Source organism: Bacillus sp. AR8-1 (genome assembly GCF_008042345.1).
In the GTDB taxonomy this organism is placed as follows: Bacteria; Bacillota; Bacilli; order Bacillales; family Bacillaceae_G; genus Bacillus_A; species Bacillus_A cereus.
The window spans coordinates 1-12,891 of the sequence record NZ_QNUB01000018.1 but is presented as its reverse complement, the minus strand read 5'-3'; the positions used below and the strand labels follow the sequence as shown (position 1 = coordinate 12,891).

Genomic DNA, 12,891 nt, shown 5'->3' with positions numbered 1-12,891 from the left:
AAGCATGATTAATGTTTCACTTTATTTGCTGTAATCCACTCTTGTACAGTTGTATACTCTTTGCTATATTGCTTTAGCTTATGGCGAATTTGCCATGCTTTTCCGACTAACGTGATGCGATTTGGTAAAATATAAACTTTCATTTCTATCACGCTCCTTTCAATGTGGTAAAATGTATGAAGAAAGAATAGGAAATAGAACAGGGAGATGAAGTAGTATGAGTAATCTTACAGAGAGAACAGTAAAAACTGAGCCAATTTTTGATGGTAGAGTTATAAAAGTTCGTGTTGATGATGTAGTATTACCAAATGGAGCAATGAGTAAACGTGAAATTGTAAATCACCCTGGTGCAGTTGCTATTATTGCTATTACTGATGAGGGGAAAATTGTGCTTGTTGAGCAGTATCGTAAAGCACTTGAAAAGGCGATTATAGAAATTCCGGCTGGCAAGTTAGAACCTGGTGAAAAACCTGAGGTAACAGCAGTTCGTGAATTAGAAGAGGAAACAGGATATGTATGTGAAAATATGGAGCTCATTACTTCTTTCTATACATCTCCAGGATTCGCAGATGAAATTTTATATGTATATAAAGCGACAGGTTTGACAAGAAAAGAAAATAAAGCTGAGTTAGATGAAGATGAGTTTGTGGAATTAATGGAAGTATCGTTAGAAGAAGCGATTACTCTTATGAAAGATCTTCGTATTCATGATGCGAAGACGATGTTTGCAGTACAATATTTACAACTACAAAAATAAACACTCGCCAAAGGCGAGTGTTTTTTAATTGATTTTTGCGTATACACGTGCATCACGTAAGCTACCATCTGGTGCTAGGAAATCATTTTCCATTGTCCCTTCTAGAATGAATTCTAGACGTTCTGCTAAGCTACATGCATTTATATTTGTTGCATCAGTACGAATTTCAATTCTTCTAGCGCCTAGTTTATCAAAGGCGAACTGAATTGCACCTTTAACAGCTTCGGTCATATAGCCTTGTTTTGTATAGGCACTATGTAGCCAGAAGTGAAGTGAAAACTTTGGAATATCCCAGTTTTCAGGCTTTAGTGTAATTGCTCCGATGAATGTACCAGATACTTTATCGTATAAGTGAAAATCAAGTGTTTCACGAAGTAAAAACTGTCCGTGAGCTTCGCGAACAATTTCTTCAGCACTCTCTTCTGTTTCAGCGTTAATTGGTATCCACGGTACTAAGTCTTCTAGAGAAGCTTGGATTGCTTCATATACTTCTGCACCATCACCTGGAAATGGTTTACGAACTTGCAAGCGTTCAGTTTGAAATAATGTTGGAAAATCTAATAATAATGGTTTCAAGAGAAATCCCTCCTATTCTCTACTTTTTAGTTTAGCAAAGTAGAGCGGAATTTCAATGTTAATTCGTCATACTTTTTTCTTTCTTTCATACATTTTTAATAAGAGTGTGAACGGAGGGAAGAAAAATGTGGCGAAAAAATTGGCAAGACCGTGTAATGTCTCACATACAGGAAAACTCTTCATTATATATATTTAACGCTGTTTTATTATTGATGGGAGTAATATTCGGAGCCATTCTCGTGAATAGTTTACAAATCAATCAAAAACAAGATTTATCATTTTATTTACAACGTTTTTTTGGACAAGTCTCTAAAGGAGAATTTGCCATTGCGGGCGAAATGTTTCGAGAAAGTTACTTTTCGCAATTAAAATACATCGGATTTATTTGGATTTTAGGAATTTCAATTATTGGATTACCACTTACTTTTATTTTATTATTTGTAAAAGGAGTTGTCGTTGGATTTACAGTTGGTTTTTTAGTAAGTCAGCATGGATGGAATGGACTATTATTAGCATTTGTATCTGTTTTGCCACAAAATTTAATTATCATTCCAGTCTTTCTCGTTATGACAACCATTGCTGCAAGTTTTTCTTTACGGATGATTAGGCATCAATTTATTAGAAAAATAACCGAGCCACTATTACCATTATTAATCCGTTATACATGCTTCTTTCTCGTAATTGGAGTGGTGTTAGCACTTGCTTCTAGTGTGGAGGCTTACGCATCACCAGTTTTAATGAAAGAAGTCGTTGAGGCTATTAATAAAAAATAAATACTTTTTGAGAATAATTATCAATTTGTTTTTATTGTTTTTTCTTTTGACAGAAGCCCTTCTTCTGATATAATGGTGTAAGAGTGGCGAGGAGGGAGTAGTACCGAATGGAAGAAAGAATTGAACGAATTAAGAAGCAATTACATGCAGCGAGCTACAAATTAACACCGCAACGTGAAGCAACAGTTCGTGTGCTGCTAGAAAATGAAGAAGATCATTTAAGCGCAGAAGATGTTTACCTCCTTGTAAAAGAAAAGTCGCCAGAGATCGGATTAGCAACCGTCTATCGAACTTTAGAACTATTATCTGAGTTAAAAGTTGTCGATAAGATTAACTTCGGAGACGGTGTTTCACGCTATGACTTACGCCAAGAAGGTGCGCAGCGTTTCCACCATCATTTGATTTGTACACAATGTGGTGCTGTACAAGAAATACAAGAAGATTTACTTGGTGAAGTGGAAAGGAAAGTAGAACGAGACTGGAGCTTTAAGGTGAAAGATCATCGTTTAACATTCCATGGGATTTGTAAAAACTGTCAAGAAAATGAAACGGATGAAAAATAACCTTTTCCTATTTATCTAGGAAGAGGTTTTTTATTTGAATAAGGTATAAATTGGTGAAAGCTTGGCATATGTTGTAATAACTTATATTTTGGAGGAATTTACAATGCGCCGAGCTTTAAAATTAACTTTTGATGGAATAAAAGTATTTTTATTATTTACAAGTTGTACGATTTTGTTTTATTTCGCTATACTATGGATAAATGAAGAATATGAAAGCTATCATCGTTATGAAAAACCTAAAGAAGAGACTGTAGAAAAAGTATCAGGGAATGAAGAACCGGCAAAGGATGCTTTCGTAAATAGAATGATGTTTTTCTATGAAAATGGGGAGTAGTGTAGAGTGGAAGATCAATTAAAAGATTTTATTCATTATATGGTTGTCGAAAAAGGATTAGCAAAGAATACAGTAGTATCTTATGAACGGGATTTAAAAAGCTACGTAAAGTATTTGCAAAATGTGGAACAGACGAAAACTTTTCATGAAGTGACCCGTTTACACATTGTTAACTTTTTGCAGTATTTAAAAGAAAACGGAAAATCTTCGAAAACATTGGCGCGTCATATCGCATCAATTCGTTCGTTCCACCAATTTTTACTTCGTGAACGAGCGGTAGAACACGATCCATCCGTACATATTGAAACGCCACAAGGGGAACGGAAATTACCAAAAGTATTATCAGTTGATGAAGTAGAGGCGTTACTTCAAACACCAAAAATGACAAGTGCTTTTGGGATTCGTGATAAGGCGATGCTAGAGTTACTGTATGCGACAGGACTTCGTGTTTCAGAATTGATTGCACTCAATTTAGAAGATGTACATTTAACGATGGGATTTGTTCGTTGCATAGGGAAAGGGAATAAAGAAAGAATTATTCCACTAGGAAGTTTAGCAACGGAAGCGATTCAAAAGTATATTGAAAAAGGAAGAAGAGAATTAATGGGGAAAAAAGTAGTAGATGCACTCTTTTTAAACCATCATGGTAATCGATTATCAAGACAAGGATTTTGGAAAATATTAAAACGATTAGCGAAAGAAGCAAATATTGAAAAAGAGCTTACACCTCATACGTTGCGTCACTCGTTTGCTACGCACTTATTAGAAAATGGAGCAGATTTACGTGCTGTACAAGAAATGCTTGGACATGCAGATATTTCAACGACGCAAATCTATACGCACGTTTCAAAAACTAGATTAAAAGATGTATATAAACAGTTTCATCCGAGAGCATAGTTACTATGCTCTTTTTTTCATAGATTAAGAGGGGAAGAGCGTTTCACAGAAACTTCACAAACATTTCGTATATTGTTTTCAGCAGAAGACTGGAATATTACAATGTATTTCCTCTATACTAAATAAAGTATAAAGGAGGAAATGATGATGAAAAAACTGATTATAACTTTATTTATCGCGATGCTAGCGTTGGCTGGCTGTAATACAAACAAAGAAGAACCGAAAAAAGAACAGAAACTTGAAGCTATAAAAGTAGCAGTCCAAACAAATCCGAAAGAAATTAAACCAGGTGAAAAAACAGAAGTACAAGCACTTGTTACACAAGGAAAAGAAAGAGTAACGGATGCTGATGACGTAAAGTTTGAAATTTGGAAAGATGGCGACGAGAAACACGAGATGTTAGATGGTAAGCATAAAGGAAAAGGTGTTTATGCAGTCGAGAAAACATTTGAAACTGATGGAGTATATCATATTATTCCTCATACAAATGCACGTGAAATGCACGTTATGCCAGAAGTGAAAGTTGCTGTAGGAAATGCGAAAGTAGAAGATGCGAAAAAAGAAAATAGTGATCACAGTGCAGGACATGGAGATCATAAAAGTGACACAATGATCCATCTTATGGCTGGAGACATAAAGGCAAATGCTGAATCTACAATGAAAGTTCATTTAAAGCAAAAAGAAGAAGCATTAACTGGTGCTGAAGTACAACTAGAGATTTGGAAAGATGGTGTTGAAAAACACGAATTTATTCCAGCGAAAGAAGGGAATAAAGGAGAGTATGAAACGAAACATACTTTCAAAGAGAACGGTGCTTACAAAGTGAAAGTACATGTAAGAAAAGGCGAATTGCATGAACATAAAGAAGAAACAATAGAAGTAAAATAAAAAGTAGCTCTTTAGAGCTACTTTTTATTTTTAATATGAAGAAATAAATCATAAAAAAATTAGCACTTCGTTGCAGAATGGATTACAATAGAAGTGTGAAGAAAATGAGAAATTCTACGAAAATGTATTAAAAAGAAAGCGTAAACATGTTATGATATCAGTATCAGATGTCTGACATCTGACTTAGAAAAAACTAGAAATGTTTTTGAATCGTTTCAAGTAAACGAAATAGGTTAGAAAATGATTTAAAGAAGTACTGTTTGACAATGAGAATTCTTTTGGATAACAGTTTCACTTTATAGCGTTTTGAACATACTACAAGAAGTAGAACTGAACTTATAGGAGGTCGCAGTTATGAATAAATATAAACGTATATTCCTAGTCGTAATGGACTCTGTGGGAATCGGTGAAGCACCAGATGCTGAGCAATTTGGTGATCTAGGATCTGACACAATTGGTCACATTGCTGAACATATGAATGGGTTACAAATGCCTAACATGGTGAAATTAGGTCTTGGTAACATTCGAGAAATGAAAGGTATCTCTAAAGTAGAGAAACCACTTGGATATTACACAAAAATGCAAGAGAAATCTACTGGTAAAGATACAATGACAGGTCACTGGGAAATCATGGGCCTTTACATTGATACACCATTCCAAGTGTTCCCAGAAGGATTCCCGAAAGAATTACTTGATGAATTAGAAGAAAAAACAGGCCGTAAAATTATCGGTAATAAGCCAGCTTCTGGAACTGAGATTCTTGATGAACTTGGTCAAGAGCAAATGGAAACAGGCTCTTTAATCGTTTATACTTCTGCTGATAGCGTATTACAAATTGCAGCACACGAAGAAGTAGTGCCACTTGATGAATTATATAAAATTTGTAAAATTGCACGTGAATTAACATTAGATGAGAAATACATGGTAGGTCGTGTTATTGCTCGTCCATTCGTTGGTGAACCTGGAAACTTTACACGTACACCAAACCGTCATGACTATGCATTAAAACCATTCGGTCGTACAGTAATGAATGAATTAAAAGATAGTGACTACGATGTAATTGCTATCGGTAAAATCTCTGATATTTATGATGGCGAAGGGGTAACTGAATCACTTCGTACGAAGTCTAACATGGATGGAATGGATAAGCTTGTAGATACATTAAATATGGACTTTACAGGTCTTAGCTTTTTAAACTTAGTTGACTTTGATGCATTATTCGGCCACCGCCGTGATCCACAAGGATACGGAGAAGCTCTGCAAGAATATGATGCACGTCTTCCAGAAGTATTCGCAAAACTAAAAGAAGATGATCTATTATTAATTACAGCAGACCACGGTAATGATCCAATTCACCCTGGTACTGACCATACACGTGAATATGTACCATTATTAGCATATAGCCCAAGCATGAAAGAAGGCGGACAAGAGTTACCACTTCGTCAAACATTTGCTGATATTGGTGCAACAGTAGCAGAAAACTTCGGTGTGAAAATGCCAGAATACGGAACAAGCTTCTTAAACGAGCTAAAGAAATAGGGGGATAAACAAATGAATCGTGAACTTATTACAAAATCAGCTTCATATTTAAAAGAGAAATTTCAAGAGACACCACAAGTAGGACTAATCCTTGGATCAGGACTAGGTGTATTAGCAGACGAAATTGAGAACGCAGTAACAGTACCTTACAGTGAAATCCCTGAATTCCCAGTATCAACTGTAGAAGGCCATGCAGGTCAACTAGTATTTGGTACACTTCAAGGTGTAACAGTAGTAGCAATGCAAGGACGTTTCCACTTCTATGAAGGATACGACATGCAAAAAGTAACATTCCCAGTTCGTGTTATGAAAGAACTAGGTGTAGAAACAGTAGTTGTAACAAACGCAGCTGGTGGTGTAAATACATCATTTGAGCCAGGCGATCTTATGTTAATTTCAGACCACATTAACTTCATGGGTACGAATCCATTAATCGGACCGAATGATTCTGAAATGGGCGTACGTTTCCCTGATATGTCTACATCATATACAGTAGAACTTCGCGAAATGGCGAAACAAGTTGCAGCAAACTTAAATATTAAAGTACAAGAAGGTGTATACGTAGGAATGACAGGTCCTGTATATGAAACACCTGCTGAAATTCGTATGCTTCGTACACTTGGCGGAGATGCAGTTGGTATGTCAACAGTACCTGAAGTAATTGTAGCGCGTCATGCTGGTATGAAAGTATTAGGTATTTCTTGTATTTCAAATATGGCAGCTGGTATTTTAGATCAGCCACTTCACCACGATGAAGTAATTGAAACGACAGAACGTGTTAAAGCTAACTTCTTAGCATTAGTAAAAGCAATCGTAAAACAAATGAAGGGGTGACTTCACAATGAGAATGGTGGACCTAATTGCAAAAAAACGTGACGGACATGCATTAACGACAGAAGAAATTAACTTTATTGTTGAAGGATATACAAATGGTGATATTCCTGATTATCAAGTAAGTTCACTTGCAATGGCAATTTTCTTCCAAGATATGAACGATCAAGAGCGTGCTGATTTAACGATGGCAATGGTAAATAGCGGTGATACAATCGACTTATCAGCTATTGAAGGTGTAAAAGTAGATAAGCATTCGACAGGTGGTGTTGGTGATACAACGACACTTGTATTAGGTCCATTAGTAGCTGCTTTAGGTGTACCAGTAGCGAAAATGTCTGGACGCGGTTTAGGACATACTGGTGGTACAATTGATAAATTAGAAGCAGTTCCAGGATTCCATGTGGAAATTGAAAACGATGAATTCATGCGTCTTGTAAATGAAAACAAAATCGCTGTTATCGGCCAAAGTGGTAACTTAACACCTGCTGATAAAAAGTTATATGCACTTCGTGATGTAACAGCAACAGTAAACTCAATTCCGCTTATTGCAAGTTCGATTATGAGTAAAAAAATTGCTGCTGGTGCAGATGCAATTGTTCTTGATGTAAAAACTGGAGCAGGTGCATTTATGAAAACGGATGAAGATGCAAAACGTTTAGCAGAAGCAATGGTACGCATCGGTAATAACGTTGGTCGTAATACGATGGCAGTTATTTCTGATATGAGTCAACCACTCGGTGAAGCTATCGGTAACGCATTAGAAGTACAAGAAGCAATTGATACATTACAAGGTAAAGGGCCGAAAGATTTAGAAGAGCTATGTTTAACACTTGGAAGTCAAATGGTGTACCTTGCTGGACAAGCTTCATCTTTAGAAGATGCACGTGAAAAGCTAATTGAAGTAATGAACAACGGAAAAGCACTAGAATCATTTAAAACGTTCCTATCAGCGCAAGGCGGCGACGCATCTGTTGTTGATGACCCTTCTAAATTGCCACAAGCACAATTTAAAATTGAAGTGGAAGCGAAAGAAGACGGATATGTATCAGAAATCGTTGCAGACGAAATCGGAACAGCAGCAATGCTTTTAGGAGCAGGACGTGCAACGAAAGAGTCTGAAATTGATTTAGCAGTTGGTCTAATGCTGCGCAAAAAAGTAGGCGATAGCGTGAAGCAAGGTGAATCCCTTGTTACAATTTACGCAAACCGCGAAAATGTTGAAGATGTAAAAGCGAAAATTTATGAGAACATGAAGATCTCTAAAGAACACGTAGATGCACCAACTTTAGTACACGGTATCGTAACGAAGTAATAAAAAAAAGCTGAGGAGATTTCTCCTTGGCTTTTTTTACTATTTTTTGTTTATAATAATAATGGGTGAAATTATGATTAGAATTTGTGCAGTAACAAAAACAGATGAAGTATTATATGATGTTTCTCTAGAAGAAACAAAGAAAGACCATATTGTATGGTATTGGCTAGATTTATATAAGCCAACGAAAGAAGAGTATACATATATTCTGCAAGACCATTTTAAGTTCCATCCCCTTGCAATTGAAGACTGTCTAGAATATGTACAGAGGCCAAAAGTTGATTTTTATGATGGATATAACTTTTTAGTTCTTCACGCGTTTGGAGAAGATGGGCTAGAACCACATGAAATTGATTTGTTTGTTAGTGATCGCTATATTGTTTCTTTCCATTTTTCTCATAATAATGCAATTGAAAGAGTATGGAAAACACTTGGTGAGAAGAGGCGGATTAAGAAAGGGCCTTTACATGTAGCACATACGATCACTGATCAAATTGTAGATGATTATTTCGCACCTGTATATTACATTGAAGATCATTTAAATGCGATTGATGATAATTTAACAGGTGAGACAGCAGGAGCCGTGCTAGAAGAAGTATTTGATATTAGGGCAGATTTATCTAAGTTAAGACGTACAATTATTCCAATGCGTGATTTATTGTATCGTATTTTGAATTCCACTCGTTTTTACGGTATAAGTGATCATGAGATTTATTTTAAAGATATACATGATCATTTACTTAAACTTACGGAAATGATTGAGGCAAGTCGAGAGTTAACGGCGGATATTCGGGATAGTTATTTTTCATTAAACTCACATCATATGAATAACATTATGAAAACATTAACTGTATTCTCGACTATTTTCATGCCATTAACATTTATTGCGGGAGTATATGGAATGAACTTTACGCATATGCCAGAGCTTGGTGGACAATATAGTTATTTTATTTGTCTTCTTCTAATGGCATTAATTGGCGGCGGAATGATGGCCTGGTTTTATAAAAAAGGATGGTTTAAGTAAAAAAACACCGAGGATTTCCCCGGTGTTTTTTCTTAACCAATAGCATGTAATACAAACATAGCTAAGAATAAGCATGTAATGATATACATAGATGGTGCGACTTCTTTACGCTTTCCAAGAGCAACTTTTAAGATAGGGTAAGCAATAAATCCGAACGCAATGCCATCAGCGATACTATATGTGAGCGGGATCATGACGATAATTAAGAACGCTGGAAATCCTTCTGAAAAATCGTTCAGAGGAATTTGCTGAATGCTTGTAATCATCAGGCCGCCAATAATAATTAAGATTGGTGCAATGGCACTATCAGGAATTAGTTTGACAAACGGAAGTGCAAACAATGATGCAAAGAATAACAACCCCGTAACGATAGACGTCAGACCTGTCTTTCCGCCTGCAGTAATACCTGCGGCACTCTCTACTGTTGATACGGTAGGGCTTGTGCCAAATAGACCACATGTCATTGCTGAAATTGCATTGGCTTGGTAAGCACGTGGGAATTTACGGTCATCTTCTAATAAACCGTGCAGAAGTCCCATGTTCTCAAAAATAAGCACCATGCTTAAGGAGAATGTTGCAATCCAAAACGGTAAGGAAGAAAGTTTGCCAAATGACATAGCTCCAAACACATCGCCGTAATTAGCGAATGAGAATGAACTATTTCCGATTTGACTTGTATCAACAAGGCCAAATAGCCATGCAATACCAGTTCCTATTGCAATCGTCCATAAAAAGTTTCCACGTACGTTACGAATAAATAGTACAAGTGCAACGATAAGAGTAAGCACGGTCGCAAGAACGACAGGGTTACTTAATTTACCCATTGCAACAGCAGTATTTGGGTTCGAAACGACTAAACCACCTTTTTGCAATCCGATAAACGCTAAAAATAATCCGATGCCGACAGTAATTGCTTCTTTTAATGACTTTGGAATTGATACTGATAGCACGCGAGCGATTGGTGTAAAAGCGGCAATTGCAAAAATAATACCAGAGATAAAGACAGCAGCTAATGCTTCTTGCCAAGTTAGTCCAAGCGTATGCACAGCTGTGTACGTGAAGAATGCATTTACACCCATACCAGGGACAAGAATAGCAGGTGCATTTGCCCAAAATGCCATGAGTAGACATCCGACAAATGAACTGAAAACAGTTGCTAAAATTCCAGCTTCAAGAGGAATGCCAGCATCGGATAAAATTGACGCATTTACAATCATAATATATACGATCGTGAAAAATGACGTAACTCCAGCTAAAACTTCTTGTTTTGGTGATGTTTCGTGTAAACCTAATTTAAATGTTCTTTCAAGTATTCCTTTCATGTTAAACCTTCTTTTTCATATCCCTCTCCCACCCGTGATATCTCTTTTGTAAGAGCTCACCGTCCTTTATTATATCAGAACATCATGTTTTTACAACAAGGAAAATGATAACGTTTACTTATAAATGAAATTATTTATAAATACGTAAAAATTGCCCGTATTGTTGAAATAATTTCTAATTCTCCCGATTGAATAGGTGGAGCTGCTTGCGCATGTAAAGTAGCATAAGACGTAACCTCCCTTGGTAATTGGGCAGATTCTTCAACGAATGAGAGGGGAACAGGATTAATATTTAAATTATATGTACTCGCAATAGCACGAGCTTTTTCTACTGCCTGGTGCAGAGCTTGAATGAGAGCTTGCTCATAATATTTATTTGGATGAGATACTCGGAAACGTAACCCTTTTGCTACATTTGCGCCATTTGAAACGGCTATATCATATACTTCCCCAGCTTTTTGTACATTTAAAACGGTAATTTCATACAAATGCTCTACACGGTATCCTTGTAGCAATGCTTTATCATTTACATATTCGTATTGAGGAGTAATTGTATAAGAAATCGTCTCTATATCTTTATCGGCAATACCAAGCTGTTTAAGTGCATCCAGCAATTGTTTGGATTGCACTGCATTTTCTTCTTGAGCCTGTTTTACATTTTTATCATCTGTTCGAATGCCGAGTGTTAATATAACAACATTCGGTTTTGCTTTTACAACACCTTCTCCTTGTACAGTAATAGTAGCTTCTTTACCAGTATTAGCAGTGCGTACGTTGTGTAAATAAGGATTCATTCCACCCTGCATTTTCCATCACCATCCTTTTTATATGTATATGTGTGAACAAAAAAGAAATTTATATGAAAAAAGTTACATAAATGAGAATGTTGAGGAAAGAAAGCATATACAACATAGGTATTTATAGATTATAATATGTGTAAATATGATAAAAAAGGGACGAGGCTATTGAACGAAAAAAGAGAAACGCTGATTTTAGATTTATCTGCATCATTTCGAAAAATGATACGTTTATTACAAAATGATATTAATACACGTTTTGCAGAACATATGCCATATAATGAATTTTCTGTATTACGTGCGTTATTTTTAAACAGTCCACAGATGGCTTCGCAAATTGCGAGTGAAGTAAACGTAACCTCCAGTCATATTACAGCTGTTACAGATCGTCTCGTACGAAAAGGATTAGTAGAAAGAAAACGTTCTAATTCAGATCGTCGAATCGTGTACTTAGAAATTACAGAGCACGGAAGAGAAGTAACTGAAAAACTTGAAGCTGTGCGTAAAGAATATTATAAAGAGAGATTTAAAGGTTGGAGCGACCAAGAAATAGAAATGGTCTTAGAACTATTTGGCCGCGTATTATAATAAATGAGGATAGGAAGCGAAAGCACTCCTATCCTTTTTCTTTTGAATAAAAATATTTTGAAACTCCGATACTTTAATTAAAAGATCGGAGGAAAGATTATGAAATATATTGCTGCACTTACCATTTTATTTGGTAGTTTTTTCTGTTTTCAAACATTCACGTACGCAGATACGCCTATCCAAGTGGTGCGAAAAGAAGTGAAGTACATCGAAAATGATAATACAGTCTTATATTCAAAATTATGGGTTCGTTCTATGCAAAACGCAGTATTATTCCACCATAGCGATAATATTCGTAATCGGGACACATTACGTAATGTAACAAGTTCATCGCTTGTTAAAGCGAAGCAACTATCTTTTCGGAAAGCAGCACTTTATATACCGAGACTATCGCAATACGTATCAAAAATAGGGAAAGAAAACATTCAAGTGTACTACATTGCGATTCACTATAATGTGAAAAAAGAAAATGCATATCAATTAGATGGCATGAACTATTTTCTACAAGTATTCGTAAAAGAGCGTGGGGAATGGAAAATTGCCGAAAGTGTAGTTGCACCGACAGAGCAAATTGTGCAAAATGGTGATGGATTTGGGATGAAAGAAGAGATGGTGTATGGGGATAGGAGAGAGAATGTAAAATAACCTCCTCTTTAAGAGGAGGTTATTTCCAGAGTGTTGGGAAAC

16 protein-coding genes are annotated in these 12,891 nt (G+C 36.1%); 12 read left to right on the top strand and 4 right to left on the bottom strand.

Features of this window, described 5'->3' with window-relative positions:
* Nucleotides 1–8: 8 nt before the first annotated feature.
* Nucleotides 9–143, bottom strand: a complete 135-nt coding sequence (mciZ, locus tag DN400_RS13335; protein ID WP_000870292.1) for a Z-ring formation inhibitor MciZ — start codon at nt 141–143, stop codon at nt 9–11.
* Nucleotides 144–217: 74 nt separating this feature from the next.
* Here mciZ and DN400_RS13330 point away from each other — a divergent pair, with 74 nt between their 5' ends.
* Nucleotides 218–757, top strand: a complete 540-nt coding sequence (locus tag DN400_RS13330) for an NUDIX hydrolase (RefSeq protein ID WP_147801708.1) — start codon at nt 218–220, stop codon at nt 755–757.
* A gap of 24 nt (nt 758–781) precedes the next feature.
* Here DN400_RS13330 and DN400_RS13325 read toward each other — a convergent pair whose 3' ends face one another.
* Nucleotides 782–1,333 carry a GNAT family N-acetyltransferase gene (locus DN400_RS13325; RefSeq protein WP_000803479.1) on the bottom strand — a complete coding sequence of 184 codons (552 nt, stop codon included), beginning with the start codon at nt 1,331–1,333 and terminating at the stop codon, nt 782–784.
* Between the two features lie 155 nt (nt 1,334–1,488).
* Between DN400_RS13325 and spoIIM the strand changes: the two genes are divergently transcribed.
* From spoIIM to corA, 9 genes are all read left to right on the top strand, one after another.
* A complete protein-coding gene (spoIIM, locus tag DN400_RS13320; RefSeq protein ID WP_255477947.1) occupies nt 1,489–2,106 on the top strand; it encodes a stage II sporulation protein M in 618 nt (205 codons plus the stop codon).
* 107 nt (nt 2,107–2,213) lie between these two features.
* Complete coding sequence (fur, locus tag DN400_RS13315; RefSeq protein ID WP_000392657.1) at nt 2,214–2,669, top strand: ferric iron uptake transcriptional regulator; 456 nt, start codon at nt 2,214–2,216, stop codon at nt 2,667–2,669.
* 103 nt (nt 2,670–2,772) lie between these two features.
* Complete coding sequence (locus tag DN400_RS13310) at nt 2,773–3,003, top strand: YqzK family protein (RefSeq protein ID WP_001250432.1); 231 nt, start codon at nt 2,773–2,775, stop codon at nt 3,001–3,003.
* A gap of 6 nt (nt 3,004–3,009) precedes the next feature.
* Nucleotides 3,010–3,900, top strand: coding sequence for a site-specific tyrosine recombinase XerD (xerD, locus tag DN400_RS13305; protein WP_000390088.1), 891 nt, complete (start codon nt 3,010–3,012; stop codon nt 3,898–3,900).
* A gap of 144 nt (nt 3,901–4,044) precedes the next feature.
* Complete coding sequence (locus DN400_RS13300; protein ID WP_002183918.1) at nt 4,045–4,788, top strand: FixH family protein; 744 nt, start codon at nt 4,045–4,047, stop codon at nt 4,786–4,788.
* 354 nt (nt 4,789–5,142) lie between these two features.
* Nucleotides 5,143–6,327, top strand: coding sequence for a phosphopentomutase (deoB, locus tag DN400_RS13295; RefSeq protein ID WP_001046079.1), 1,185 nt, complete (start codon nt 5,143–5,145; stop codon nt 6,325–6,327).
* Between the two features lie 12 nt (nt 6,328–6,339).
* Nucleotides 6,340–7,161: a purine-nucleoside phosphorylase gene (locus DN400_RS13290; protein WP_001078448.1), complete on the top strand. Its 822-nt coding sequence runs from the start codon at nt 6,340–6,342 to the stop codon at nt 7,159–7,161.
* Between the two features lie 7 nt (nt 7,162–7,168).
* Nucleotides 7,169–8,473, top strand: coding sequence for a pyrimidine-nucleoside phosphorylase (locus tag DN400_RS13285; protein ID WP_001243080.1), 1,305 nt, complete (start codon nt 7,169–7,171; stop codon nt 8,471–8,473).
* A 61-nt stretch (nt 8,474–8,534) separates the two neighbouring features.
* Nucleotides 8,535–9,497: a magnesium/cobalt transporter CorA gene (gene corA, locus DN400_RS13280; RefSeq protein WP_002026281.1), complete on the top strand. Its 963-nt coding sequence runs from the start codon at nt 8,535–8,537 to the stop codon at nt 9,495–9,497.
* A 32-nt stretch (nt 9,498–9,529) separates the two neighbouring features.
* On the opposite strand, the gene DN400_RS13275 is transcribed toward corA, so the two are convergent.
* A complete protein-coding gene (locus DN400_RS13275) occupies nt 9,530–10,819 on the bottom strand; it encodes an NCS2 family permease (protein WP_000676248.1) in 1,290 nt (429 codons plus the stop codon).
* Between the two features lie 134 nt (nt 10,820–10,953).
* Entirely contained in the window at nt 10,954–11,625 is a 672-nt protein-coding gene (locus tag DN400_RS13270) for an SIMPL domain-containing protein (RefSeq protein ID WP_001161449.1), read from the bottom strand.
* A 159-nt stretch (nt 11,626–11,784) separates the two neighbouring features.
* Between DN400_RS13270 and DN400_RS13265 the strand changes: the two genes are divergently transcribed.
* Together DN400_RS13265 and DN400_RS13260 are read left to right on the top strand one after the other, a co-directional pair.
* Nucleotides 11,785–12,204: a MarR family winged helix-turn-helix transcriptional regulator gene (locus DN400_RS13265; protein WP_001003307.1), complete on the top strand. Its 420-nt coding sequence runs from the start codon at nt 11,785–11,787 to the stop codon at nt 12,202–12,204.
* Nucleotides 12,205–12,303: 99 nt separating this feature from the next.
* On the top strand, nt 12,304–12,849 hold the full coding sequence (locus DN400_RS13260) for a hypothetical protein (protein ID WP_097911995.1): 546 nt from the start codon (nt 12,304–12,306) through the stop codon (nt 12,847–12,849).
* The last annotated feature ends 42 nt before the right edge of the window (nt 12,850–12,891 follow it).

What these genes read in the sequence shown, in the direction of transcription:
- mciZ (WP_000870292.1), bottom strand. Translation starts at nt 143, where the DNA reads ATGAAAGTTTATATTTTACCAAATCGCATCACGTTAGTCGGAAAAGCA.
- fur (WP_000392657.1), top strand. Translation starts at nt 2,214, where the DNA reads ATGGAAGAAAGAATTGAACGAATTAAGAAGCAATTACATGCAGCGAGC.
- DN400_RS13260 (WP_097911995.1), top strand. Translation starts at nt 12,304, where the DNA reads ATGAAATATATTGCTGCACTTACCATTTTATTTGGTAGTTTTTTCTGT.
- DN400_RS13300 (WP_002183918.1), top strand. Translation starts at nt 4,045, where the DNA reads ATGATGAAAAAACTGATTATAACTTTATTTATCGCGATGCTAGCGTTG.
- deoB (WP_001046079.1), top strand. Translation starts at nt 5,143, where the DNA reads ATGAATAAATATAAACGTATATTCCTAGTCGTAATGGACTCTGTGGGA.
- DN400_RS13285 (WP_001243080.1), top strand. Translation starts at nt 7,169, where the DNA reads ATGAGAATGGTGGACCTAATTGCAAAAAAACGTGACGGACATGCATTA.
- DN400_RS13290 (WP_001078448.1), top strand. Translation starts at nt 6,340, where the DNA reads ATGAATCGTGAACTTATTACAAAATCAGCTTCATATTTAAAAGAGAAA.
- DN400_RS13330 (WP_147801708.1), top strand. Translation starts at nt 218, where the DNA reads ATGAGTAATCTTACAGAGAGAACAGTAAAAACTGAGCCAATTTTTGAT.
- DN400_RS13270 (WP_001161449.1), bottom strand. Translation starts at nt 11,625, where the DNA reads ATGCAGGGTGGAATGAATCCTTATTTACACAACGTACGCACTGCTAAT.
- DN400_RS13310 (WP_001250432.1), top strand. Translation starts at nt 2,773, where the DNA reads ATGCGCCGAGCTTTAAAATTAACTTTTGATGGAATAAAAGTATTTTTA.
- corA (WP_002026281.1), top strand. Translation starts at nt 8,535, where the DNA reads ATGGGTGAAATTATGATTAGAATTTGTGCAGTAACAAAAACAGATGAA.
- DN400_RS13275 (WP_000676248.1), bottom strand. Translation starts at nt 10,819, where the DNA reads ATGAAAGGAATACTTGAAAGAACATTTAAATTAGGTTTACACGAAACA.
- spoIIM (WP_255477947.1), top strand. Translation starts at nt 1,489, where the DNA reads ATGTCTCACATACAGGAAAACTCTTCATTATATATATTTAACGCTGTT.